Origin of the sequence: Nonomuraea sp. NPDC049646 (assembly GCF_044465525.1) — a bacterium.
Taxonomy (GTDB): domain Bacteria; phylum Actinomycetota; class Actinomycetes; order Streptosporangiales; family Streptosporangiaceae; genus Nonomuraea.
The window spans coordinates 423,253-446,416 of record NZ_JBITLU010000002.1 but is presented as its reverse complement, the minus strand read 5'-3'; the positions used below and the strand labels follow the sequence as shown (position 1 = coordinate 446,416).

General features: G+C 71.8%; 19 protein-coding genes. 9 read left to right on the top strand and 10 right to left on the bottom strand.

What is annotated here, in order from left to right; genetic code table 11:
* Nucleotides 1–26: 26 nt before the first annotated feature.
* Nucleotides 27–827, top strand: coding sequence for a MerR family transcriptional regulator (locus ACIBQ8_RS06930; protein WP_397191407.1), 801 nt, complete (start codon nt 27–29; stop codon nt 825–827).
* 9 nt (nt 828–836) lie between these two features.
* Here ACIBQ8_RS06930 and ACIBQ8_RS06925 read toward each other — a convergent pair whose 3' ends face one another.
* Entirely contained in the window at nt 837–2,177 is a 1,341-nt protein-coding gene (locus ACIBQ8_RS06925; protein WP_397191406.1) for a hypothetical protein, read from the bottom strand.
* Nucleotides 2,178–2,361: 184 nt separating this feature from the next.
* On the opposite strand from ACIBQ8_RS06925, the gene ACIBQ8_RS06920 reads away from it, so the two are divergent.
* Together ACIBQ8_RS06920 and ACIBQ8_RS06915 are read left to right on the top strand one after the other, a co-directional pair.
* Complete coding sequence (locus tag ACIBQ8_RS06920) at nt 2,362–3,840, top strand: alpha/beta hydrolase (RefSeq protein ID WP_397191405.1); 1,479 nt, start codon at nt 2,362–2,364, stop codon at nt 3,838–3,840.
* Between the two features lie 237 nt (nt 3,841–4,077).
* Complete coding sequence (locus ACIBQ8_RS06915) at nt 4,078–5,568, top strand: alpha/beta fold hydrolase (RefSeq protein ID WP_397191404.1); 1,491 nt, start codon at nt 4,078–4,080, stop codon at nt 5,566–5,568.
* 15 nt (nt 5,569–5,583) lie between these two features.
* Here the strand turns inward: ACIBQ8_RS06915 and ACIBQ8_RS06910 are convergent, their stop codons facing one another.
* Nucleotides 5,584–7,830, bottom strand: coding sequence for an ATP-binding cassette domain-containing protein (locus tag ACIBQ8_RS06910; protein WP_397191403.1), 2,247 nt, complete (start codon nt 7,828–7,830; stop codon nt 5,584–5,586).
* Between the two features lie 210 nt (nt 7,831–8,040).
* Here ACIBQ8_RS06910 and ACIBQ8_RS06905 point away from each other — a divergent pair, with 210 nt between their 5' ends.
* Nucleotides 8,041–9,141 carry a VLRF1 family aeRF1-type release factor gene (locus ACIBQ8_RS06905; protein ID WP_397191402.1) on the top strand — a complete coding sequence of 367 codons (1,101 nt, stop codon included), beginning with the start codon at nt 8,041–8,043 and terminating at the stop codon, nt 9,139–9,141.
* 160 nt (nt 9,142–9,301) lie between these two features.
* Here the strand turns inward: ACIBQ8_RS06905 and ACIBQ8_RS06900 are convergent, their stop codons facing one another.
* The 3 genes from ACIBQ8_RS06900 to ACIBQ8_RS06890 form a co-directional block, all read right to left on the bottom strand.
* Nucleotides 9,302–10,651, bottom strand: a complete 1,350-nt coding sequence (locus ACIBQ8_RS06900) for a flavin monoamine oxidase family protein (protein ID WP_397191401.1) — start codon at nt 10,649–10,651, stop codon at nt 9,302–9,304.
* Nucleotides 10,652–11,426: 775 nt separating this feature from the next.
* The gene (locus ACIBQ8_RS06895; protein WP_397191400.1) at nt 11,427–12,089 is read right to left on the bottom strand and encodes a response regulator; all 663 of its coding nucleotides are present in this window, start codon (nt 12,087–12,089) and stop codon (nt 11,427–11,429) included.
* 28 nt (nt 12,090–12,117) lie between these two features.
* Nucleotides 12,118–13,425 (bottom strand): sensor histidine kinase, encoded by a 1,308-nt coding sequence (locus tag ACIBQ8_RS06890; protein ID WP_397191399.1) that lies wholly within the window; start codon nt 13,423–13,425, stop codon nt 12,118–12,120.
* Nucleotides 13,426–13,438: 13 nt separating this feature from the next.
* On the opposite strand from ACIBQ8_RS06890, the gene ACIBQ8_RS06885 reads away from it, so the two are divergent.
* From ACIBQ8_RS06885 to ACIBQ8_RS06875, 3 genes are all read left to right on the top strand, one after another.
* Nucleotides 13,439–13,717 carry a hypothetical protein gene (locus ACIBQ8_RS06885; protein ID WP_397191398.1) on the top strand — a complete coding sequence of 93 codons (279 nt, stop codon included), beginning with the start codon at nt 13,439–13,441 and terminating at the stop codon, nt 13,715–13,717.
* A gap of 168 nt (nt 13,718–13,885) precedes the next feature.
* Nucleotides 13,886–15,139, top strand: a complete 1,254-nt coding sequence (locus tag ACIBQ8_RS06880) for an alpha/beta hydrolase family protein (protein WP_397191397.1) — start codon at nt 13,886–13,888, stop codon at nt 15,137–15,139.
* A gap of 69 nt (nt 15,140–15,208) precedes the next feature.
* Nucleotides 15,209–15,460: a helix-turn-helix domain-containing protein gene (locus tag ACIBQ8_RS06875; RefSeq protein WP_397174194.1), complete on the top strand. Its 252-nt coding sequence runs from the start codon at nt 15,209–15,211 to the stop codon at nt 15,458–15,460.
* Nucleotides 15,461–15,477: 17 nt separating this feature from the next.
* On the opposite strand, the gene ACIBQ8_RS06870 is transcribed toward ACIBQ8_RS06875, so the two are convergent.
* The 4 genes from ACIBQ8_RS06870 to ACIBQ8_RS06855 form a co-directional block, all read right to left on the bottom strand.
* Entirely contained in the window at nt 15,478–16,455 is a 978-nt protein-coding gene (locus ACIBQ8_RS06870) for a dienelactone hydrolase family protein (RefSeq protein WP_397191396.1), read from the bottom strand.
* 91 nt (nt 16,456–16,546) lie between these two features.
* A complete protein-coding gene (locus ACIBQ8_RS06865; protein WP_397174196.1) occupies nt 16,547–17,575 on the bottom strand; it encodes a tyrosine-type recombinase/integrase in 1,029 nt (342 codons plus the stop codon).
* A gap of 116 nt (nt 17,576–17,691) precedes the next feature.
* Nucleotides 17,692–19,221 carry a UDP-N-acetylglucosamine 1-carboxyvinyltransferase gene (locus ACIBQ8_RS06860; protein WP_352326032.1) on the bottom strand — a complete coding sequence of 510 codons (1,530 nt, stop codon included), beginning with the start codon at nt 19,219–19,221 and terminating at the stop codon, nt 17,692–17,694.
* A 16-nt stretch (nt 19,222–19,237) separates the two neighbouring features.
* A complete protein-coding gene (locus tag ACIBQ8_RS06855; RefSeq protein ID WP_397174197.1) occupies nt 19,238–20,962 on the bottom strand; it encodes an enoyl-CoA hydratase-related protein in 1,725 nt (574 codons plus the stop codon).
* Between the two features lie 285 nt (nt 20,963–21,247).
* Between ACIBQ8_RS06855 and ACIBQ8_RS06850 the strand changes: the two genes are divergently transcribed.
* Complete coding sequence (locus tag ACIBQ8_RS06850; RefSeq protein ID WP_397191395.1) at nt 21,248–21,622, top strand: nuclear transport factor 2 family protein; 375 nt, start codon at nt 21,248–21,250, stop codon at nt 21,620–21,622.
* 540 nt (nt 21,623–22,162) lie between these two features.
* Entirely contained in the window at nt 22,163–22,495 is a 333-nt protein-coding gene (locus tag ACIBQ8_RS06845; protein ID WP_397191394.1) for a hypothetical protein, read from the top strand.
* Nucleotides 22,496–22,513: 18 nt separating this feature from the next.
* Here the strand turns inward: ACIBQ8_RS06845 and ACIBQ8_RS06840 are convergent, their stop codons facing one another.
* Entirely contained in the window at nt 22,514–23,086 is a 573-nt protein-coding gene (locus tag ACIBQ8_RS06840; protein ID WP_397191393.1) for an SGNH/GDSL hydrolase family protein, read from the bottom strand.
* Nucleotides 23,087–23,164 lie beyond the last annotated feature (78 nt).

The window sequence follows — 23,164 nt, the reverse complement described above, 5'->3', positions numbered from 1 at the left end:
GACGTTACGTGAGGGTGGGTGTGTTGGTGGATGAGGAGTTGCTGCCGATTGGGCAGTTTGCGCGGCTTGGTCGGTTGAGTGTGAAGCAGTTGCGGCATTACGACGAGTTGGGGTTGTTGCGTCCGGCGTATGTGGATGGGGTGACGGGTTACCGGTATTACCGGGCTGGTCAGGCGCGGGAGGCGTTGTCGATCGGGTTGTTGCGGTCGTTGGATGTGCCGTTGGCGGTGGTGGGGCGGGTGTTGTCGGGGGAGGTGGGGGCGTTGGAGTCGGTCCGGGTGTCGTTGGAGGTGGAGTTGGCGCGGCGGCGGCGGACGTTGGCGTCGCTGGAGCGGGTGCTGGCTGTGGGGTTGCCGGCGGCTGAGGTGGATGTGGTGCGGGAGATGGGGGCGCGGGCGGTGTTCGCGGGTGAGCGGGCGGCGGGGATGGAGGATGTGGGGCGGGCTACGTCTGCGGCGGTGGCGCGGTTGGTGGCGGGGGTGCCGGAGGGGTTCGGGCCGGTGCGGCTGGTGGGGTTGTTTCCGGTTGATGTGGGTGAGGTGGTGGATGTCCGGGTGGCGTTGTTGCTGGACGGTGGGGTGGAGGGGTTCGCCGGTGAGGGGGTGGAGGCGGGGGTGTTGCCGGGTGGGTTGTTCGCGCGGGCGACGCATGTGGGGCCTTATGACCAGATCGCGTTGACGGTGCATGCTGTTCTGGCGTGGTGTGCCGAGCGGCGGCTGGTGGTGAGGGGTGCGGTGCGGGAGGTGTATGTGTCGGATCCGGGGTGTACGCCGCCTGGTGAGTTGGTGACGGATGTGCTGGTTCCGGTGGTGGACGGGGTTTCGTGAGGGGGGTGGTCACAGGCAGCCGTTGGGGGGTTTGACGGCGGCGACGATGTCGACGGCGGAGCCTGCGGTGGCGGTTTGGCCGGGTTGGGGGTTCTGGCTGACGATTTCGCCGAGGTGGTTGCACAGTTGGCTGTCGGGGGTGGTGGCCTTGGTGCCCAGGAGGAGGCCGACGGCCAGTAGTGGCCGGTCCGCCAGGATGGCCGGTGTTCCGGTCAGGTCGGGTACGGCGACGGGTCCGGGTGCGGCGACGGCGAGGGGGACGATGCCGGCGCTGGCGGTGGTCACGCCGTTGAGGCCGTTGACGGGGGTGGGGTTGAGGACGGGGTTGCCGGGGGCGGCGGTGCCGTTGCCGGCTTGGCCGTAGGTGTTGTCGCCCCAGTAGCGCAGGGTGCCGGTGGTGTCGATGGCCAGGCTTTCGCCGGTTCCGGCGCTGACCTGGGTGATACCGGTGAGGGGGAGGTGGACGGGGGTGGGGTGGTCGGTGGTGGTGCCGTCGCCGAGTTGTCCGGCCCAGTTTCTGCCCCAGGTCCAGACGGTGCCGTCGGCGGCGCGGGCGAGGGTGTGGGCCATGCCTGCGGAGATGGCGGTGATGCCGGAGACGTGGCGGTCCACGCGGGTGGGGGTGGGGTGGTCGGTGGTGGTGCCGTCGCCGAGTTGGCCGGAGGCGTTGGTTCCCCAGGCCCAGACGGAGCCGTCGTTGCGCAGGGCCATGCCGAATTCGCCGGTGGCGGAGATCTGGGTGATGCCGTAGGGGGCTTTGACGCGGACGGGGGTGGTGCGCTGGGTGGTGGTGCCGTCGCCGAGTTGGCCGAAGCGGTTGGTTCCCCAGGCGTAGGCTTCGCCGTTGGCTTTGAGGGCGAGGGTGAAGCCGGTTCCGGCGGCGGCTTGGACGATGCCGGTGATGGGGGCTTTTTTGGGGGTGGGGGTGCGGGTGGTGGTGCCGTCGCCGAGTTCGCCGAAGTCGTTGCTGCCCCAGGCCCAGAGTGAGCCGTCGCGGCCGACGGCGAGGTTGTGGCTGGCGCCGCTGCTGATCTGCTTGATCGGGGGGAGGCCGGGTACGGGGCGGGGGATCTGTTGGGTGCCGTTGCCCCAGGTCCACAGGGTGCCGTCGGTGTGGAGGGCGTAGCTTTCGAGGTAGACGCCGCTGGTCTGGGTGACGTCGTGGCCGCCGGTGGAGGCCATGGGGATGGGGTGGGTGACGGGGGTGTCGTTGGTGCCGTTGCCGACTTGGCCGAAGAAGTTGTAGCCCCATGCGTGCAGGAGGGGTGGGGTGTCGGCGTGGGCGGGGGTTGTGTGCAGGGTGGTGAGGAGGAGTGCGGTGGTGAGGGGGAGTCGGGTGAGTGGTTTCATGCGGGTCTCTTTCGGGTGGGTGGTCTTTGTCGGCTGGGCGTTCCATCCCGTTCCACGTTTCCGGTTTTGGGGTGTTTTGCCGGTTTCGTGATGAGGTCACGGGCGGCCGGTGACGAGGTCTCTGGTTCGGCGATCAACGACCCGGCAGAGTCGTGGACGTCCCTCCGGAACCGAAAGGCCCCTGATGAAATCCCTTGCCCTGCTGTCCGCAGCCACGCTGACGACCACGCTGACTGCCACGTTGACGGCCGCCCTCCTGGCGGCCCCGGCGCACGCCGCCGTCACCCGGTGGGACGCCTGCGCGCCCGGTGAGGGTGTCGACCCTCGCCAGGAGTGCGCGACGATCGAGGTGCCGATGGACTATTCCGCCCCCGGCGGCCCCTCGGTCACGCTGGCGGTGTCGAGGATCCGGACGGCCCGTCCCGACGTGCGCCGCGGCGTGTTGCTGATCATCCCGGGCGGTCCGGGCAGCCCGGGGTTGAACCGGCCCAGCACCCTGGTGAAGAAGCTGCCGAAGGAGGTGCTCGACCGGTTTGACATCGTCGGGTTCGACCCGCGTGGCGTGGGGAGGAGTTCGCCGGTCTCCTGTGGGCTCGCGCCCGCCGACCTGTCGCTGACGCGGCTGAAGCCCTATCCCGACGCCGACGGGGGGATCGCCGGGAACGCGGCGTGGTCGCGCCGGATCGCCGAGGCGTGCGCCCGTAACGGCGGGCCGCTGATCCGGCACATCAGCACCCGCAACCACGCCAGGGACATCGACCGGATCCGGGTGGCGCTGGGTGAGGACAAGATCTCCTACTGGGGTGTCTCGTACGGCACCTACGCGGGCGCCGTGCACGCCACGATGTTCCCCGGCACCACCGATCGGGTGATCCTGGACAGCAATGACGATCCCGATCCGCACAAGGTGGCGCGCCAGTGGCTGGCCAACTACGCGGTCGGGGTGCAGGACGCCTTCCCCGACTTCGGCGCGTGGGCGGCCGCGCGCGAGGGTGACTACGGCCTGGGCGCCGACGTGGCCGCGGTGCGGCGGACGTTCCTGGAGCTGGCGGCCCGGCTGGACCGCGAGCCACTGGCCTGGCCGGGGGCCGAGCCGGAGCAGCGGCTGACCGGCAATCTGCTGCGGGAGACGCTGCTCAACGCGCTGTACTCCCGGGCCAACTACCCGATGCTGGCCGGGCTGATGAAGGCCGCGCTGAGCGGCGCCGAGCTGCCCGCGCCGAACCAGCCGCCGCAGGCCGCTCTGCAGAACACCGCGGCGCACGCCGGGGCCACGATGTGCAACGACGTGGTGTGGCCGGGCTCGCTCGCCCGGCACGAGCAGCAGGTGCGGCGCAGCCGGGCCGCCTACCCGTTGACGGCGGGCATGCCGGTGAACGTCGGGCCGTGCGCGTACTGGCCGTTCCGTCCTGCCGAGCCGGCCACGCGGATCGGCTCGCGCGGTCCGGCCAACGTGCTGCTGATCCAGAATCTGCGGGATCCGGCCACGCCCTACAGCGGGGCGCTGAAGATGCGCGAGGCGCTGGGGCAGCGGGCCCGGATGGTCGCCGTGGACTCCAGTGGTCACGGGGTGTATCTGGCCAACGGCAACGCCTGCGGTGACCGTGCCGTCACCGGCTTCCTGGTGACGGGCCGTCTGCCCGCGCGTGACCTGAGCTGCTGACTCGGTTGCGGGCTTGCGGCCTCGGGCCGGTATATGTCCAGATTCTGGCGTAATGTCCACCAGTACGGCCTTCGCCTGTTAGATTCCGAGTCGTGATCAAGGAAAGGCACGGCAGCGGCCCCGCCACGGGCCACTGAGGCAGGACGAGGAACGCTCCACAGCCGGGCCAGGGGGCCCATCACGCCGTGCGAGCAGCCCCGCCCGCCGATCGACGTGCCGATCGACGACAGGAGCACTGTGCTGAGAAGAACATCCCTGCTGGCCACCGCCCTGGCGACGGTGGCGGCGCTGTTCGCCGTCCCCATGGCGGGGACGGCCGGCGCGGCGGTGACCCGGCAGGACGTCACGGATGCCGCCGGCGGACGCGGCATCACCTGGGGGCCGTGCGAGGAGGAACCCGCCGTCGAGTGCGGCACGCTGGCCGTGCCCATCGACTGGTCCAGGCCGGACGGGCCGACCGTCGGCCTGGCCCTGGCCCGCCGCAAGGCCACCGTCCCGTCCCAGCGGATCGGCTCCCTGCTGAGCAACCCCGGCGGGCCCGGCAACTCCGGCGTGAACGACATCCTGCGCCCCTCCGGTTTCAGCCAGGACATCCAGCGGCGCTTCGACATCGTCGGCTACGACCCCCGCGGCGTCGCCCGCAGCCGCTCGGTGACCTGCTCGGCCTCGGTGTACAACCAGATGCCCTATCCGGTCATGACCAGCCAGGCCGACTACCTGACCTGGGCCGCCTTCGACACCAGGCTGCGCGCCGACTGCCGCAGGCTCACCGGCCCCCTGTACGACCACCTCGACTCGGTCGACGTGGCCCGCGACATGGACGCCATCCGCGCCGCGCTGGGCGAGGACAAGCTGACCTCCTACGGCGTCTCCTACGGCACGCTGGCCCAGCAGATGTACGCCGAGCTGTTCCCGGGCCGGATCCGCGCCATGGTGCTGGACAGCAACATGGACCACAGCCTGGACGTCAAGGCGTTCCAGGTGAGCGAGGCGGCCACCGTCCAGGACAGCTTCGAGGAGTTCGTCGCCTGGTGCGGCCGCGACAGCGAGTGCGTCCTGCGCGGCCGCGACATCCGGGCGTTGTGGAAGGGGCTGCTGGCCAAGGCGGGCCGCGGCCAGCTGCTGTGGCCGGGCGACGGCCGGCCGGTGAGCGCGCACAACCTGCAGTGGCTGGGCGTGGTGCTCAACGAGGCGCCCGCCTGGCGGCTGGAGGCCGAGGTGCTGCTCGCGCTGGCGGGCGGCCCGGTGCCGGAGGACATGCCCGGCCCTCCCGGCAACTGGCCGGTCAACGGCGCCTACGCCGAGCTGCCCACCGCGATCTTGTGCCAGGACTGGAACCTGTCGCTGCGGGACTACGCCCACTACGCCGAGGTGATGCGCGCCGCCAACGCGGTGGCCCCCGACATGCGCTACAACCCGATGCCGATGGGCGACATGCCGATCTGCCAGGGCCATCCGGTCGGCAACCCCCAGCACCCGCTGCGGTACAGGGGCGGCACGCCGCTGCTGGTGGCCACCTCCAGGCACGACCCCGACACGCCGTACGCGTGGTCGGCCAACGTGGCCCGCCAGCTCGGCCCCAAGGCGACCCTGCTCACCTACGAGGGCTGGGGGCACGGCGTCTACGGCATGACCACGTGCACCACGGCCGCCATGGACAGCTACCTGATCTCGGCGTCCGTGCCCGCCAAGGGCATCGCCTGCCCGGCGCAGGAGCCCCAGGGCTGACGCCGGGCGGGCTGGTCAGGCGAGCGCGGCGGCCAGATGCTCGGCGGTGCGGGAACCGGCGGCGGTCAGCAGGTCGGCGGGGGTGCCCTGGAAGACCAGGCGCCCGCCGTGCTTGCCGCCGCCCGGCCCGAGGTCGATGACCCAGTCGGCCCGCTTGAGCACCTGGATGTGGTGTTCGACCACGATGACCGTGTTGCCGGCGTCGACGATGCGGTCGAGCAGGTCGATGAGGGTGTCGACGTCGGACAGGTGCAGGCCGGTGGTGGGCTCGTCCAGGACGTAGACGGCGCCGGTCTTGGTGAGCTCGCCGGCCAGTTTCATGCGCTGGCGCTCCCCGCCCGACAGGGTGGAGGTGGGCTGGCCGAGGGTGAGGTAGCCCAGGCCGACGTCGACCAGGGTGGCGACGCGGTCGCGGATGGCCGCTTCGGTGAAGAACGCGACGGCCTGCTCGGCGGTCAGGGCCAGGACGTCGACGATGGTGTGGCCGCGCAGCCGGTGCCGCAGGGCCTCGGGGTTGTAGCGGGTGCCGCCGCACATCTCGCACACCGCGGTGACCGGGTCCATGAAGGCCAGGTCGGTGTGGATGACGCCGCGGCCCTCGCAGGCCGGGCAGGCGCCGGTGGAGTTGTAGCTGAACAGGCCCGGCTGGGTGCCGGTGGCGCGGGCGAACAACCGGCGGACGGGGTCGAGCACGCCGATGAAGGAGGCCGGGCTGGAGCGGGCCGAGACGGTGACGGCCCCCTGGTCGACGGTGACGGCCCCGGGGTGCTGGGCGGTGAACACCTCGCCCATGAGGGTGGACTTGCCGGACCCGGCCACGCCGGTGACGCACGTCAGGACGCCGGTGGGCACGTCGAGGGTGAGGTGGTCGAGGTTGTGCAGGGCGGCGTCGGTGATGGTGAGGTGCCCGGTGGGGCGGCGCACGGCGGTCTTGAGCGGGGTGCGGGCGCGCAGATGGCGGCCGGTCAGCGTGCCGGAGCGGGCCAGCCCTTCGACGGACCCCTGGTAGACGACGGTGCCGCCGTGCAGGCCCGCTCCCGGGCCCAGGTCGATGACGTGGTCGGCGACGGCGATGACGTCGGGGTCGTGCTCGACCACCAGGACGGTGTTGCCCTTGTCGCGCAGGGCCAGCAGCAGCGTGTTGAGCCGGCCGACGTCGGCCGGGTGGAGGCCGGCGCTGGGCTCGTCGAAGACGTAGGTCATGCCGGTGAGGCTGGAGCCCAGATGGCGGACGGTCTTCAGGCGCTGGCTCTCCCCGCCGGACAGGGTGGTGGTCTCGCGGTCGAGGGTGAGGTAGCCCAGGCCGATCTGGTCGATGCGGCGCAGCGCGGCGGCCGCGGTGTCGGCGACGGGGTTGCCGAGCCCGGCCAGGACGCCGATGAGGTCGGTGATCTCCATGGCGGTGTGGTCGGCGATGGTGTGGGGGCCGATCCTGGTGGCCAGGGCGGCCTGGTTGAGGCGGGCGCCCCGGCACTGGGGGCAGGTGCCCTCGGTGACGAAGGCCAGCACCGCCTCGCGGGTCTTGTCACTCAGGCCCGACAGGTCGCGTTTGAGGTAGAGGCGGGTGAAACGGTCGGCGACGCCTTCGTAGTCGACCTTGTTGAGGGTGCCGTTCTTGCCGCGGACCTCGACGGTGAAGCCGCCGCCGTGCAGCAGCAGGTGGCGCTCCTGCTCGGTGTAGTCGGCCAGGGGTTTGGCGGGGTCGAAGGTGCCCGAGCGGGCGTAGATCTGCCACTGCCAGGTGCCGACCCCGAACAGCGGGAAGCGGATGGCGCCCTCGTCGAGGGACCTGCCGGGGTCGAGCAGCGCGTCGAGGTCGAGCCGGACGGCCCGGCCCAGGCCGTCGCAGCCGGGACACATGCCGTGGGGGTCGTTGAAGGAGTAGGCGTAGGAGTAGCCGGCGCTGGGGGTGCCGTAGCGGGAGAACAGCACGCGCAGGATCGGCAGGATGTCGGTCATGGTGCCGACGGTGGAGCGCGAGCTGCCGCCGACCGGCTTCTGGTCGACGACGATGGCGGCGCCGAGGTTGTCGATGGCCTCGGCTTCGGGTTTCTCGTGCTTGGGCAGCCGGTTGCGGACGAACCAGGAGTAGGTTTCGTTGAGCTGGCGCTGGGACTCCACGGCGACGGTGTCGAAGACGACCGAGGACTTGCCGGAGCCGGACACGCCGGTGAAGACGACGAGCCGGTTCTTGGGGATGCGTAGGGACAGGTTCTTGAGGTTGTTCACGCGCGCGCCGGTGATGACGATGCTGTCGTCCATGCGGCCACGCTAGCGGCGGGCGCCGACAGTTCCGGCAAGGGGCGAGGCCAGCCGACCCGCCATGTGCGAGGACGCGAGCGATCGCCGCCACGGCCTGAACGCGGCACTCCGGCAGGCCGCTGACCGGCCAGAACGAGCGACGGGATAAGTTGGACTCACCCCCGCACCGCCGGGGCCCGCGCCAGGCCCCCGCCTACGGAGGTGAGCGTCATGGTGTTCGACCAGGCAGATCTACGTGAGCTGGCGGCCCTCGCCGACGAAGTCGGTGTGCTGTCGTTCTACACCACGATGGAGCCGGGCACGCAGGCCGGGCGCACCCGGCTGCGCAACGAGATCGCCGCGCTGCGCCAGGAGCTGTCCGCGGACCCCGACCACGAGCGGGCCAGGCTTGCGGGCCTCCGCCTGGACCTGCTGGAGCCGCGGATCGAGGAGTTGCTCGACCCGGCCGGTCCCGGTCTCGGGCGCGCCCTGTTCGCGCAGGTGGCCGGCGAGGAGGTCCGTACCGAGTGGGTCCAGCTCCCGGTGGGCGACCTCGCCACGCTGCGGGAGCATGCCTATCTGCTGCCGCTCGTCACCGCCGTTCAGGCCGACAGGCCCGCCGGGGTGGCCAGGGTGGGGCGTGACGGCGTGCGGCTGTTCGACTGCCGGTACGGTCTGGCCGACGAGCTGGAGCCGGTCACCTTCGACCTGGCGACCGCGGGCTCGTCCGGCGGGGGGTCGACGACGCTGCCCAGGCTCTCCCGGGGCGGTATCCACCCCGACCGCTTCGACCAGCGCGTCGAGGAACACCTGACCAGGTTCCTGCGCGAGTCGGTCCCGCACGTGGCCGGGCACGCTCGGCGGCTGGGCTGGGAGATGCTGCTGTTGGTGGGCGACCCCCGCGACACCTCGGTGCTGAGCGAGGCGCTGCCGGCCGGCACGGAGATCATCCAGGTGGACGCCGTGCTCGATCCCGCCCTGTCGCCGCCGGAGGTGCTGGAGTTCGTGCGTCCCGTTCTGGACGGGGCGCGGGCCCGGCATGACGCCGCGCTGGCCGTGCGCGCCCGGGACCTGGCCCTGTCGGGCGGCAACGGCGCGGTCGGCCTCGACGACATCCTGTCCCTGCTGCGGCAGGGACGGGTCGAGCACCTGCTGCTCGATGACGCCGGCGGGTGGAAGGCCGCGCCGCCCGAGCCCGTCGCTCCCGAGGATCTGGAGGAGGAGATGATCGAGCTCGCCCTCGAGCACGGGGGCGAGGTCACCGTGCTGGAGAGCGGGGCGGCGGGCGAGCTGGCCGAGGCGGGCGGAGTGGCGGCGATGCTGCGCTGGTGAGCGGTTGCCGCGATCGTGAGGCACCGCCGGGCGGCGGGCCGCGGTAGCCGGCGCTCCGAGGCATCGGCGCCCCCCTGCGGCATCGACCCGACCGGGGCGTGAGGGTTCACCGCGCCGCGCTGACGGTGAGCGCGGTCACCGGTACCGCGCGGAAAAGCGGTCACGGCGCGGCCGCAAGCTCGTCGGCCAGTGCGGCCGCCTCGCGCTCTCCCGCCCGCACGGCGCCCTCGAAGTAGCCGTTCCAGACGTCGGCGGTCTCGGTCCCGGCGAACCTCAGGCCCTTCCACGGCGCGAGCAGGGCGTCGCGGTAGACGTGCATGGTGCCGACGGCGAAGCTGCCGGAGAAGCAGCCGCCGGTGTGGGGCTCGGCGTCCCAGTCGAACTCGACGAAGTCGACGGGGCGCCTCAGGCGCTCGTCGTCGAGCCGGTCGGCGATCTCGGCGAGCAGCAGCTCTTGGCGAGCGCCTGCGTCCAGGCCGCGGATGCGGGCGGCGTCGTGCCCGTACACGAAGAACGTCAGCACGCCCTGGGCGTGGCCGGGCACGGAGTTGTCCACGGCCTCGGTGATCAGGCCCGTGGAACTGGTGAACGCCCCCGACCTGCCCTGGTCGTTCCACAGCGGCGTGGCGTAGACGGCGTGGAACTTCATCGCGTCACCCTGCAAGATGTTGCGCACCGCGCGGCGCTTGGTCCCCGGCATCGCCGGGCTGATCTCGATGCGGTCCAGCACCACCGGGGGGACCGCGACGATCACCCGCTCTGCGGTGAGCTCGCGGCCGTCGCGCGCGCGAGCAGTCCAGGTCGCGGCCCGCCGGCCGCGGGTCTCGCGGGTCAGCGACGCGACGTCGAACCCGAGCACGACCGGTTCGGCGAGCGCCTCGGCCATGTGCTGCGCGATCGCGAACGGACCACCGATCACGCGATCCTGCTGGGCTCCGCCCACGGTGTTGAGCATCGAGTCCACGCCGCCGCCGGAGTACAGGTAGAACAGGACCTGCAGCATGGACACCTGACTGGCGTCCTTGGCCAGCAGCCCCCCGGCCAGCTGGCGGGCGGCATAGGCGGCGCGCTCGGCGTCGGTGCGGTCGGCGAGCCAGACGTGCAGGGTCTGGGCGTCGAGCTCCGCGGCGCCGGGGGTGAGCGAGGGGCGCTCCAGGTCCACGGTCCGGGCGAGGCGGTCGAGCTCGGCGTAGATCGCGGACACCTCGGCGTCGGGTCCGGCGTTGCGCCGGCCGCCCAGGAACGCGAATCTCTCTCCCACCTCGCGCAGAGGGAAGGTCTTCACGCCGTACTGTGCGGCGAGCTCGTACATGCGGGTCTGGCCCGGGCCGAACCACTGACCGCCGAGGTCGATCTGGAGCCCGCCGTGGAGGTAGCGCGTGAATGTGCGCCCGCCTACGCGATCGCGCGCCTCCAGGACGCGGACGTCCACGCCGGCGGCGTCCAGCCGGTGCGCGGCAGCGAGCCCCGAAAAGCCCGCCCCGATGACGAGTGCCTGACAGTCGATCACGTTCATATGGTCACGCAGGGGAACAATCGACACGATCTGCGGATCAAGATCTTGAAGCGGGGATCGACGACTCCTCGATCCCCGATGACTCCTCCGACCGCTCGATGAGCGTGCCTTTGCGAAGGTGGCCCGGGCGCGGACCAGCGCGGACCAGGGCGGACCAGGGCGGCCAGGCGCGGCGCATCGACCGCCCGCGCCGAGGGCCTGCCAGTGCGGGCGAAGGAGGCCACGTCGGGGCGTTCACTCTCACGCGCCCCGCAGATCGCCACGTCGGCCGCGCGGTCGCTCTGGAGTCAGGGGTGGAACAGGTCTCGGCCCGGTTGCCGGAGGATCCAGCTGCCGAAGTCCTCCCGCCTATAGATCGGCTCGGCAGGGACCAGACGGATCTGGGGGCGGTCGTCCATCCACCAGATCTTGAAGTCGGTGACCGTTCCCTCGGCCGGCCAGCGGCTGGAGTCGAAGGGCAGGAGAAGGACGTCGACGAATCCGCCGACGGGCAGCGCGAGGTCGACTCCGATCCCGATTACCCCGCGTCGGGGAACCCAGACGACTGTGCCTCTGAGCTGCCGGCCGATCTCAAGGTAGGGCCGAAGCCGTTCCCAAGCGTCCGGGCGGCTTTCGCGCGATCGGGCGGGCTCGTCCTGCTGGCCTGGTTGAGAGCCAGAGCCTGGCGAGTCGGCCATCAAACCCCCCACAATCCCGCAACGCTCGGCCCGCTGACCAGCGGGGAACCCCGTTGACGCCGGATTCCGTTCCGAATCCTCTGACCCACGGCTCATGAGGAGGGACGGATCAGGCCGCTCTCGTAGGCGAACACCACCACCTGGGCGCGGTGCCGCAGCCCGAGCTTGAGCAGCACCCGGCTCAGGTGCGTCTTGACAGTCGCCTCGGCCAGATGCAGAGCGGCGGCGACCTCGGCGTTGGACAGTCCGCGCGCCACCTGGACGAGCACGTCGTGCTCGCGGGCGGTCAGCAGGTCCAGCAGCCGGTGCTGTTCGCGGGGGGCGGGGGTGAGCTGGGGGGCGAACCTGTCCAGCAGGCGGCGGGTGACGCGCGGCGACAGGACGGCCTCGCCCGCGGCGACGTTGCGGATCGCGCTGAGCAGGTCGGCGGGCGGGGTGTTCTTGGGCAGGAACCCGGCGGCACCGGCCTTGAGCCCGGCGAAGGCGTACTCGTCGAGGTCGAAGGTGGTCAGGATGAGCACCTTGGAGTCGGGACAGTCCCGGACGATCCGGCGGGTGGCCTCGATGCCGTCCAGACCGGGCATACGGACGTCCATCAGCACGACGTCGGGACGCAGCCGGCGGGCCATCGAGGCGGCCTGCTCGCCGTCGGCGGCCTCGCCGGCGACGTGCAGGTCGGGCTCGGCGTCCAGCACCATGCGAAAGGCCATGCGCAACAGCGCCTCGTCGTCGGCGATCAGCAGCCGGACGGTCATGGCGCGCCCGGGCCGGTCAGGTCGAGGCTCATGACGCGTCCGGGCCGGTCGCGGCCGGGCCGATTGTGTGAGGGCCGGACGTGCGGGGGCCGGTCAGGTCGAGGGCGGCCGCGACCCGCCAGCCGCCGCCGGGGGCCGGTCCGGCGTGCAGGGTGCCGTCGTAGGCGGCGACACGTTCACGCATCCCGGCCAGCCCTCGTCCCGCCAGTTCCCGCCCGGCCAGTCCCCGCCCGGCGGGCCGCTGGGGCGCCGGACGGCCGCCGTCGTCGGTGATCTCGATGTCGGCCCTCATGCGGGTCAGATTCACCTGGACGTGCGCGCTGGCGCCGGGGGCGTGCCTCAGCGTGTTCGTCAGCGCCTCCTGGGCCAGCCGGTAGAGGGTGAGCTGCGCGGCGGCCGGGACGTCGGCGGGGTCGCCGTCAACGCTCAACCGGGTCGGCAGCCCGGCGGCGCGCATCCGGTCGGCCAGCGGGCCGAGATCGGCAACGCCGGGCGCCGGATGCCGCGGGGCGACGCCGGACTCCTGCTCTTGACCGATGCCCTCACCGACCCCCTGGCCGGCGCCTCCGCCGACGGAGCCGCTGGCAGCTCTGTCGGCACCTCCACTGGTGCCCCCACTGGCAGCTCCACTGGCAGCTCCACTGGCGGCTCCGTCGGCAGCTGGGGCGGCAGCTCTGTCGGCGCTTGTCTCGGTGCCCCGGTCGGTGCTGAGGGAGCGGCGCATGTCGCGCAACGCCTGGCGGCCGGTGTCGGCGATCTGCGCCATCGCGGCCACAGCCTGACCCGGCGCGCGGTCGTGAACGTAGGCGGCGCTGTCGGCCAGCGCGACCATGACCGACAGGTTGTGGGTGACGATGTCGTGCATGTCCCGCGTCATCCGGGCGCGTTCCTCGGCGACCGCCAGACGCGCCCGCTGGTCGCGGTCGCGTTCCAGGGAGGCGACGTAGGCGCGCCGGGCCCGCGTCCACAAACCGGCGGCCAGCGCGGCGGCCGACATCGCGCTCAGCGCCGCCACCGTCAACGGCATCCGGCCCGGCGGCGCCCACCGCGCCGCGGCCGCCACCACCCCCGTCTCCAGCACGAACGCGGCCGCCAGCGTCGCCCGCCACGGGCGGCGGGCGGCCACCGTGTAGAGCGCGACCAGCAACGCCGCGTCGGCCGGAAGCTGCACCCCGATGGCCCACTGCAGGGCGGCCGCGCCGCCGATCACGCACAGCACCAGCAGCGGGGCGCGCCGCCGCCACACCAGCGGCGCCACCAGAGCCACCTGCAGCGCCAGCACCGCAGGACCGCCCTCGGCCACGCGGCCCGGCCCCAGCGTGACCACAAAGATCACAGCGGCCAGCAACGTGTCGGCGACCACAGGCGGCACCGAGCCCATCACTGACCGGACTACCGGGCCGATCGCCGGGCCGATCGCCGGGCCGATCGCCGGGCCGATCGCCGGGCCGATCGCCGGGGGGACCGTCGAGCCCGTCACCGAGCCCGTCACCGAGCCCGTCACCGAGCCCGTCACCGAGCCCGTCACCGAGCCCGTCACCGAGCGGCGCGTTGGGCTGGGCTCTGGGCGGGTCGTCGAGCGGGGCGGCGCGGTCGGGCGGGCGGCCGGAGTCATGCGCCCACCCTAAAGGCCGCGCCCCGGCGCCCCCCATCCTCCGCAAGGAGGAGGATCCCGGCCCCTCATCCGAAAGTCGTACCCGCAGGTCAGCCCGTGGCCGCTGGCCCGTTCGCGAGCCTGCCTGCCAGCCTCGGAAGCACACCCCCCGCCTTTCGTCCCGTTCGAGGAGAACACCGGCATGCCCGTGAAGATGTACGCGGCCCCTCTGGCCGTCGCCGCCCTGACCCTCACGCCCGCCACCGTCCCCCTGCACGCGCAACAGGCACAGCAGGCGCGGCAGGCGATCACGGTCGTCCTGCCCGCGCCCGGCGGCCCCCACCCGGTGGGAACCGTCGCCCTGCGCCTGGTCGACCGCTCCCGCCGCGACCCGCTGGTGCGGTCGAAGCCGTACCGCGAGCTGATGGTCAGCCTGTGGTACCCCGCCAAGAGCGGCACGCAACCGCTCGCCCCCCACATGGCACCCCTGGCCGCCGCCGACTGGGACCGCCACTCCGCACCGCCCATGGGCATCGCCAAGGGCGCCGTCGACTGGGCCGCCACCCGCACCGCCGCCCGTTCCGGCGCGCCGGTCGAGCGCGGCGCGGACCGGCTGCCCGTCGTGCTGTTCGGCTCCGGCGACGGCGGGCCGCGCACGCTGGGCACCACGCTCGTGCAGGACCTGGCCTCGCGCGGCTACCTCGTCGTCACCGTGGACCACACCTACGAGGCCGACCAGGTGGAGTTCCCCGGCGGGCGGGTCGTGCGCGCGCTGCCGCTGCCGGCCAAGCTCACCCCGCGCGTCATCAAGGCGCTGCTGGAGCGGCACGCGCGGGCGCGGCTGGCCGACATGCGGTTCGTGCTGGACCAGGTCACGGCCCTGGGGCAGGGACGGGCCATCGGCGGCGAGGACATGCCGGCCGGGTTGCGCGGCGCGCCGGACCTGACGCGGGTGGGGGCGCTGGGGCAGTCGCTGGGCGGGTCGGTGGCGGCCCAGCTCGTCCACGACGACCCGCGGGTGGACGCCGGGGCCAACCTCGACGGCGGCTACGTCGGCCCGGTCGCCGCCACCGGGGTGACCAGGCCGTTCCTGCAACTGGCGGCCCAGACGCACACGCGGGAGAACGAGCCGAGCTGGAAGTCGTTCTGGCGCGCCTCGACCGGGTGGAAGCGGGAGCTGCGGTTCAAGGGCGCCGCGCACGGCTCGTTCACCGACCTGCAGGCGCTGCTGCCGCAGATCGCCGCGGCGCTGCCCAAGGCGGGGGACGGGAAGCGGGACGGCAGGCAGGGCGGGGTGCCGGTCGCCGACTTCGTCGGCACGATCGATCCGCAGCGGTCGGTGGCGGCCCAGCGCGCCTACGTCGGGGCGTTCTTCGACCTGCACCTGCTGGGCAAGCCCACCCGCCTGTTCCAGGAGCCCGACAGCCGCTTCCCCGAGGTGTCCCGCATCCCCTGACCCGGATGCCCCACAAGGGGGGCGATAACAATACCGGTATAAGTATCCCGCGGGTGTAGGCTGGGGGACATGGTGCGATCCCCGCTGACCCCCGAGGAGCGGCTGCGCGGCGAGCAGCTCGGCCACATGCTGCGCCAGGCCCGAGGCGAGCGCAGCATCGTCGAGGTCGCCGCCGCGGCCGGCATGTCCGCCGAGACCCTCCGCAAGATCGAGACGGGGCGCATCGCCACGCCGGCGTTCTTCACCATCGCCTCACTGGCCGACGTCCTGGGCATCTCCCTCGACCGCCTGGCCGTCCACGCCACCCCCGCCCGCACCTGACCCGCCCGAGCCGAGGGTCAGTCCGTACGGGAGCGGCGTACCTCGTCCAGCACCTCCTCGATGCGACGCCAGGCGTCCTGGGCCGAGGCCGGGTGGAAGGTGTCACGCTCGTCGGCGGCGAACCCGTGGCTCGCCCCCGGATACACCACCGTCTCCAGCCGCTCGCCGATCGCCCGCTGCTGTGCGCCGTCGATGATCGGGTCGTCGGCGCCCAGCAGCACCACCAGCCGCCCCGGCGCCCGCGCGGCCCGCTCCAGCGTCGGCTCCGGACGGCTCAGCGGCAGCTCGGTGCCCGTCAGCCAGCCCGGGTACAGCGCCACCGCCGCCGCCAGCCCCAGCTCACCGGCCACCGAGCACACCACGTGCCCGCCCAGGCTGAACCCGACCGCCGCGGCCGGCCAGGCGCCCGCGCGCCGCAGATACTCCGACGCGGCGCGCGCGTCATCGAGCACCTGCTCCCGGCGCAGCAGCCAGGCCAGCTCCAGCCCCCGTTCCCGGCCGGCCGCATCGGCCGGCAACTCCACCACCCGCCCCAGCGGGCCACCCGTCACCGGATCCACGGCAACCGCCACCCCGGCCCCCGCTTCGCCCCCTTCCTGCACCAAGCCCGTAGAAGAGCCCGCCACAGTGCCCGCTGTTGCATCCCCTGAGGGGCCCACCACCGGGTTAGCCGAGGAGCCCACGGAGGAGCCCGGCGATGTCCCCGCCACCGGGCCTGTTGACGGACCCGCCGTCGCCGGACCCGCCATAGGAGCCGTAGGAGCCCTCGAAGGCGCAGGGGAGGGCCGCAGCTCGTGCCGGTGGTTGAAGTCGGGCACGACGACCGCATGCCCCAACCCGGCCAGCCGGTCGGCCATCCGCCGCGCGTACCCGCTCACCCCGAAGATCTCACCGGCGACCAGCACGCCCACGGGCCGCCGCACCCCCACGGGCAGGGCCGTGTAGGCCGCCATGCCCGCGATGTCCACCCATCCGGTGGTGATCTGTCCGTTCACGCGGCCGAGCTAACCAGCCCCCGCCCGCCCCCGGCCAATCACGTCCCCGATGGCCGCCATCACGACCCCGATCGCCCCCGGACCGGGGCCCCTACCGGGACGGCTTGTCACGCAACAGCGGGTGCGACCGCATCGCCACCTCCAGCTCCCCGGGCAGCTCGTCACGGTAACGCCCCAGCGTCGACAGGTCGCTGTGCCCCAGCACCCGCCGCACCGCGTCCATGTCGACCGCGTCGGCCAGCAGATGCGTGGCCGTGGTGTGCCGCAACCCGTGCGGCGTCACCGAACGCCGCTGATCGGGATCGACGTGCCGCTGCACCCGGTCGATCACCGCCTGCACATCGCCCCGCGCCAGCCTCCGCCCCCGCCACGACAGCAGCAGCGCCTTGCCGTCGTCGGCGCCGGCGACCTGGCCGCGCCCCCGCGCCAGGTAGGCCTGCAACACCTCGGCCACGTCGTCGGGCAGCGGCACGTCGCGCGTACGGCCGCCCTTGCCGAAGATCCGCCAGTAGCGCACCCCGTCGTTGGTGTAGAAGTCCTCCACGTTGGCGCGCACCAGCTCCGACACCCGCGGTCCCACCGTCGACAGCAGCAGCACGATCACCGCGTCGCGCAACTGCATGCGCTGGTCGCGCCGCTTGCCCTCCTGCTCGGGCGCCTCCCGCAACTGCCGCGCCGCGCCGATCAGCCCCTGGGCCTGCTCCCGCGTCAGCGCCCGCCGCTCCGGACGCAGCCCGCCCCGCTGCTTGGCCGTCACCGTCGCCGCCGTCATCGGGTTGATCTGCACCCACCCGGCCAGCGTGGCGTGCTTGAACAACGCCGAGATCGACCGCCGGAACCGGGCCTGCGAGGACGGCGACTGCCCCGGACCCGACCCGCCCGCCTGCCGCGCGTCGGGCTTGCGCGCGAACGCCAGCAAGATCGCATCGACGTCCTCGCCGGTCAGGTCGTCGAGCACCACGTCGGCCCCGGCCAGCGCCACCAGCGTGGCCACGTCACGCGCGTAGACCTCGGCCGTGGCCGGGGACAGCGCGCCCGTCGACGTCTTGGCCACCACCAGCTCCACGTAGCGGTCAGCCGCCTGTCCCACCGTCAACCTGTCGAGCTCCGCGGGCCGCACCGGCTCCCCTCCTCACATGTGGGCGACGCAGCATCCCCGCGCGCGATGCCGCGCGCGATGCCGCGCGCGGGGATGCTGCCTGCAGAGGAGACGGTAGCGGCCGCCACCGACGAAAATCAGATGTCGCGGAAGGTCTCGATGCGCGCGCCCAGCGCGTTCAGCCGCTCGGCCAGGTCCTCGTAGCCGCGGTTGATCACGTACACGTTGCGCAGCACCGACGTGCCCTCGGCGGCCATCATGGCCAGTAGCACCACCACCGCCGGGCGCAGGGCCGGCGGGCACATCATCTCGGCGCTGCGCCACCGCGTGGGCCCCTCCACCAGCACCCGGTGCGGGTCCAGCAGCTTGACCGAGGCGCCCAGCCGGGTCAGCTCGGTCAGGTAGATCGCCCGGTTGTCGTAGACCCAGTCGTGGATCAGCGTCGAGCCCTGCGCCGCGGCCGCGATCGCGGCGAAGAACGGCACGTTGTCGATGTTGAGCCCCGGGAACGGCATCGGGTGGATCTTGTCGATGGGGGAGACCAGCTTGGAGGGCCGCACCGTCAGGTCGACCAGCCGGGTACGCCCGTTGGCCGCCCAGTACTCGCCCGTGCGGTCGCAGTCGAGCCCCATCTCCTCCAGCACCGCCAGCTCGATCTCCAGGAACTCCACCGGCACCCGGCAGATCGTCAGCTCCGAACTGGTCACCACCGCGGCCGCCAGCAGGCTCATCGCCTCGACCGGGTCCTCGGAAGGGGAGTAGTCGACGTCGCGTTCGATGGAGGCCAGCCCGTGCACCGTCAGCGTCGTGGTGCCGATGCCCTCCACCCGCACGCCCAGCTGCTCCAGGAAGAAGCACAGGTCCTGCACCATGTAGTTGGAGGAGGCGTTGCGGATCACCGTCACCCCCGGATGGCGGGCCGCGGCCAGCAGCGCGTTCTCCGTCACGGTGTCGCCGCGCTCGGTCAGCACGATCGGCCGCGCCGGGGCGGCGCCCCCGTCCACCTTGGCGTGGTAGAAACCGCCCGTCGCGGTGATGTCCAGCCCGAAGTGCTTCAGCGCCGACATGTGCGGCTGGACGGTACGCGTGCCCAGGTCGCAGCCGCCCGCGTACGGGATCTGGAACTCCCCGGTACGGTGCATCAACGGCCCCAGGAACATGATCACGCTACGGGTCCGGCGGGCCGCCTCGGTGTCCATCGCCTCCAGCTCCAGCCGGGCCGGCGGCACGATCTCCAGGTCGCTGCCCTCGTTGATCCACCGCGCCCGCACCCCGATCGAGGCCAGCACCTCCAGGATCCGGTAGACCTCCTCGATCCGCGCCACCTTGCGCAAGATCGTGCGCCCGTTGTTCAGCAGCGACGCGCACAACAGCGCCACGCAGGCGTTCTTGGACGTCTTGACGTCGATGCTGCCCGACAGCCGGCGCCCGCCCACCACCCGCAGATGCATCGGACCGGCGTACCCCAGGGACACGATCTCGCTGTCGAGCGCCTCCCCGATCCGGGCGATCATCTCAAGACTGATGTTCTGGTTGCCGCGCTCGATCCGGTTGACCGCGCTCTGACTCGTCGCCAGCGCGTCGGCCAGCTGGAGCTGCGTCCAACCGCGATGCTGACGCGCATCCCGGATGAGCCGGCCGATCCGCACAAGATAATCATCTGCCACAACACACGACCATATCTCACATATGAGATGCCGCCGCGACCCCGGGTCCCGACGCGCCGGACAGCTCCCGATGACCCGCCAGATGCGGGGGAGTGGCCTGCGCCCGCGCCTTGCCCACGAACGCCCGCCGCGCCGCCCGGAACCCGTTGCGGTCGTCGAACATGTCCCTGCTCATCTCCGCCAGCTCCTCGGCCCGGTAGGCGTCCAGCGGCTTGCGCCGCTCGTCGGCCTCCCGCGCCTGCCGCCGCGCCGCCAGCAACGCCTCGTAGGAGGAGTCCTGGGCCAGCCGGTGGGCGAAGTCCACCACCCGCCGCTCGAACTCCTGCCGCGAACCGCCCGCCATCCGGTCGGCCAGCCCCAGCTCCACCGCCTCGGCGGCCCCCACCGGCAACGCCCGCCCGGTCAGCTCCGCCGCCGCCTGCGCCCCCACCCGCCGCGGCAGCACGTACGTCCAGAACTCACTGCCGAACAGCCCCATCGTCCGGTAATGCGGATTGAGCACCACCGGCTCCCGCACGATCACCCGGTCGGCGCCCAGCCCCATCATCACCCCGCCCGCCCCCGCGTTCCCCGCGATCGACGTCACCACCAGCTGCGAGGTGCACCCCACGATCTCCCGGCACACCGCGTTGATCGCGTTGATGTTCATCCACGCCTCCACCTCCGGATGACGCGCCGCCTCGATCACGTTCAGGTGGATGCCGTTGGAGAACACCTCGCCACCGCGCACCACCAGCACCCGCGTGTCCTGCGCCGCCGCGTACCGCAACGCCGCCGCCAGCCGCCGGCACTGGTCGGTGGACATCGCGCCGTTGTAGAAGTCGAAGCTCACCACCCCGACCTCCTCGCCGCGCTCGTAGGTGATCTCGCTGTAGCCGGCCCGCTCACCCACGCCCGCCAGCCGCTCACCCAGCACCATCGTCGCCGGCAGCTTCACCCCGCCCGCCTGGGAGCCCGCTTCCGGGCCGGCCTCCAGGCGCAGATGGCCCACCCACACCGTCCCCTGACCGGTGTGCACCAGCACCGCGCCCTCACGCCGGGCCGCCACCGCCCCCGGCGCGCCGGCCAGATCGGGACCCCGGTGCACGTCGAACACCCGCACCGGCAGCTCGCACAACCGGGCCCGGCCGCCCGGCGCGCCGTCGGCCGCCCGCACCAGCCGCACGATCTCCTCGGCCGGCTGCTCCCAGGAGAACTCCCGGTCGGCGTGCCGCATCGGCCGCCGCAGCCGCCCCGTCACACCGGGGGAGCGGTAGTCCAGCGGCGCCGGCGCGAACAACGGGTCGGCGGCCTTGGCCGCGACCTCCGCCACCAGCTCCACCGCCGCGTCGGCCACCGGCCCGTTGTACAGCGCCGACTTGCGCGGCGGCTCCGACGGCATCGGGAACGTCCGCCACCCCCAGATGGGGCCGGCGTCCATCTCCTCCACCGCCTGCAGCGCCGTCACCCCCCACTCGCGCTCGCCTTCGGCGATCGCCCAGTCCAGCGAGGACGGCCCCCGGTCCCCGGGCGGCCCAGGATGGATGATCACCGTACGGTGCCCGCGCCACAACGCCTCCGGCACCCGCTCCTTCAGGAACGGGCAGATGATCAGGTCCGGCTTGACAAGCTCGGCCGCCTCCACCATGACCCGCTCGGAGATCGCCAGCTCGACGCTCACATCATGGCCGGCCCGCCGCAGCTCCAGCCAGGCACGCTGGGTCAGGCCGTTGAACGAGGAACACAGGAGCAGGATGCGCAACGCGGAACTTCCTTCGCCGAGACGTCAAGGGCAGCGGGCAGGGGAGAGGCGTCAACCGATCGCGAGCGGACGAACACCACCAGTACCGGCATTAACGGCAGTCCCATAAGGCCCAGGCATCTCTAGATGTTGACACGAATCTTCCACCGATGCTGACAAATCACCGCAGACAGCCGAGCTGAGCAGCCAAATTGCCCTGATATGCCCGAAAAAAATCCTGGCGGGGGAGACACCTCAACCCCGACCAGGAACCCCACCCGAAACCCACCGCACACAATGGATCACATGGACACCCGCACCGCCGCCCAGCACTTCGCCGACACCTGGCAACACGGCTGGACCCACCACGACACCACCGCCATCATCGCCCTCTACAGCGACGACGCCACCCACACCAGCATGCCCTTCCGCCCACCCCACCACGGAAAAGACGCCATCGCCGACTACATCCGGCAGTCATTCACCGGCGAAAGCAACCCCCACGTCACCTTCACCACCCCCATCGTCGACGGCGACCAGGCCGCCATCGAATACCGGGTCCACGCCCTCGACAACGGCCACCCCATCACCCTCGCGGGCTGCGTCTTCGCCCGCTTCAACCCCGACGGCCTGGCCACACAGACCCGCGACTACTGGCACACCACCCCAGGCCACCGATGACCAGACAAATCAGCGCCGCCCCATCGGCACCGGCGCAACAACCCCCGGCACCGGCAACGGACGCGCCACCTGCCGCGTCTCCTCGGCCTCCGCCACCTCGACACGCCGCTCGGCGTGCCCACCCCCGCAATAACCGTTCGTCAGGATCAACCGCCCCCGCATCGGGGTGTACGCCTCCCTGTCGGAAGCAGGCAGAACCCCCTGACACACCGGACATAAAACCGACTGGTTCCCCACGTGCTGCTCCTCTCGCTGAGCGAATAGCAGGAGCTCTACCCTAAAACCACCGAACATGACAAAGACAGTGAATCAACACGCCGTCAAAGCCCCCGTCAGCCCCCAGCAGAGCCCCGCCACACCACCCCACCACCCCACGAAACCCCAGATCACCCCCACAATCCCAATTCACCCGCCAAGATCACAAACAACGCGAAAACCCACGAAAAAACTTCCCACCAACCCCACAAGCAACGCCCGCCAACACCCCACCCCACACCAGCCTCACCCTCGAACCAGGAGGTCCTCGGCTACCCTCCGCCCATGGGCAAATATCTCGCCATCCTCCACGGTGCGGCCGACCACACCGACAAGGCGAAACTCACCGACCAGCAACAGACCGCATTCATGCACGCATGGGCAGCATGGGCCCACAACAACGAACACGCCCTGATCGACCCCGGCGCACCCCTCTTCCACAAGAAACGAGTGACCACCCAAGGCATCGAAGACTTCACCGACACCAAGACCGGATACGCCATCGTGCAAGCCGAAACCCACCACGACGCGGCACAGCTCTTCAGCGACCACCCACACATCGCCCTGATGCCAGGAAACTCCATCGAAGTCCTCGAATGCCCGCCCATCCCGTCCTGAAAGGCACCCGACCACCCCTCACGGGATGAACAGCGACCCACTCACCCCCACCGGCTCCCACAGACCGAGCGCCCGCAGCAGATTCCTCGCCAACGCCCGATGCCCGTACTCATTGGGATGACACCCGGACCCCATCCAGTGCTCGCCGCCATCCCAGGCCGCATGATGATCCACCAGCACATCCGCCTCCAGCGAACGCACCACCTCGGCATAAGCCGGCAGATCCGCCCAACCGGACTCCGGCGCCCGATTGGGCGTCTGAAGCACCACCCTCGCCCCCGCCTCCCGCACCCGGGAGACCGCCGCGGCATAGTCACCGGCAAAAGCCGCAAGACCCTCCGGCCCGGCCACACAGTCGTTGAGCCCGAACATCATCACCACCACATCGGGCCGATGACGCAACACCGCGTGCTCCACATCCAGCTCAGAGACCCTCTGACCGCTCACCCCGGTGTTGATCACCACATCGGACGGCCGGTTCAACTCGAACCGCACCCGCTCGGCGAACAACTGCGTGTAGTCACGCCACCCGAACGTGTGCAACGCCCCCTGAGTCACGCTGTCACCCGTGAACAGCCACACCGTGCCCATCCGCCGACCACCCCGCTCACCACAGCCAAGACAACAACGCACGAAAGGCTAGACGATCACCGCCCCCACGCCCCACGG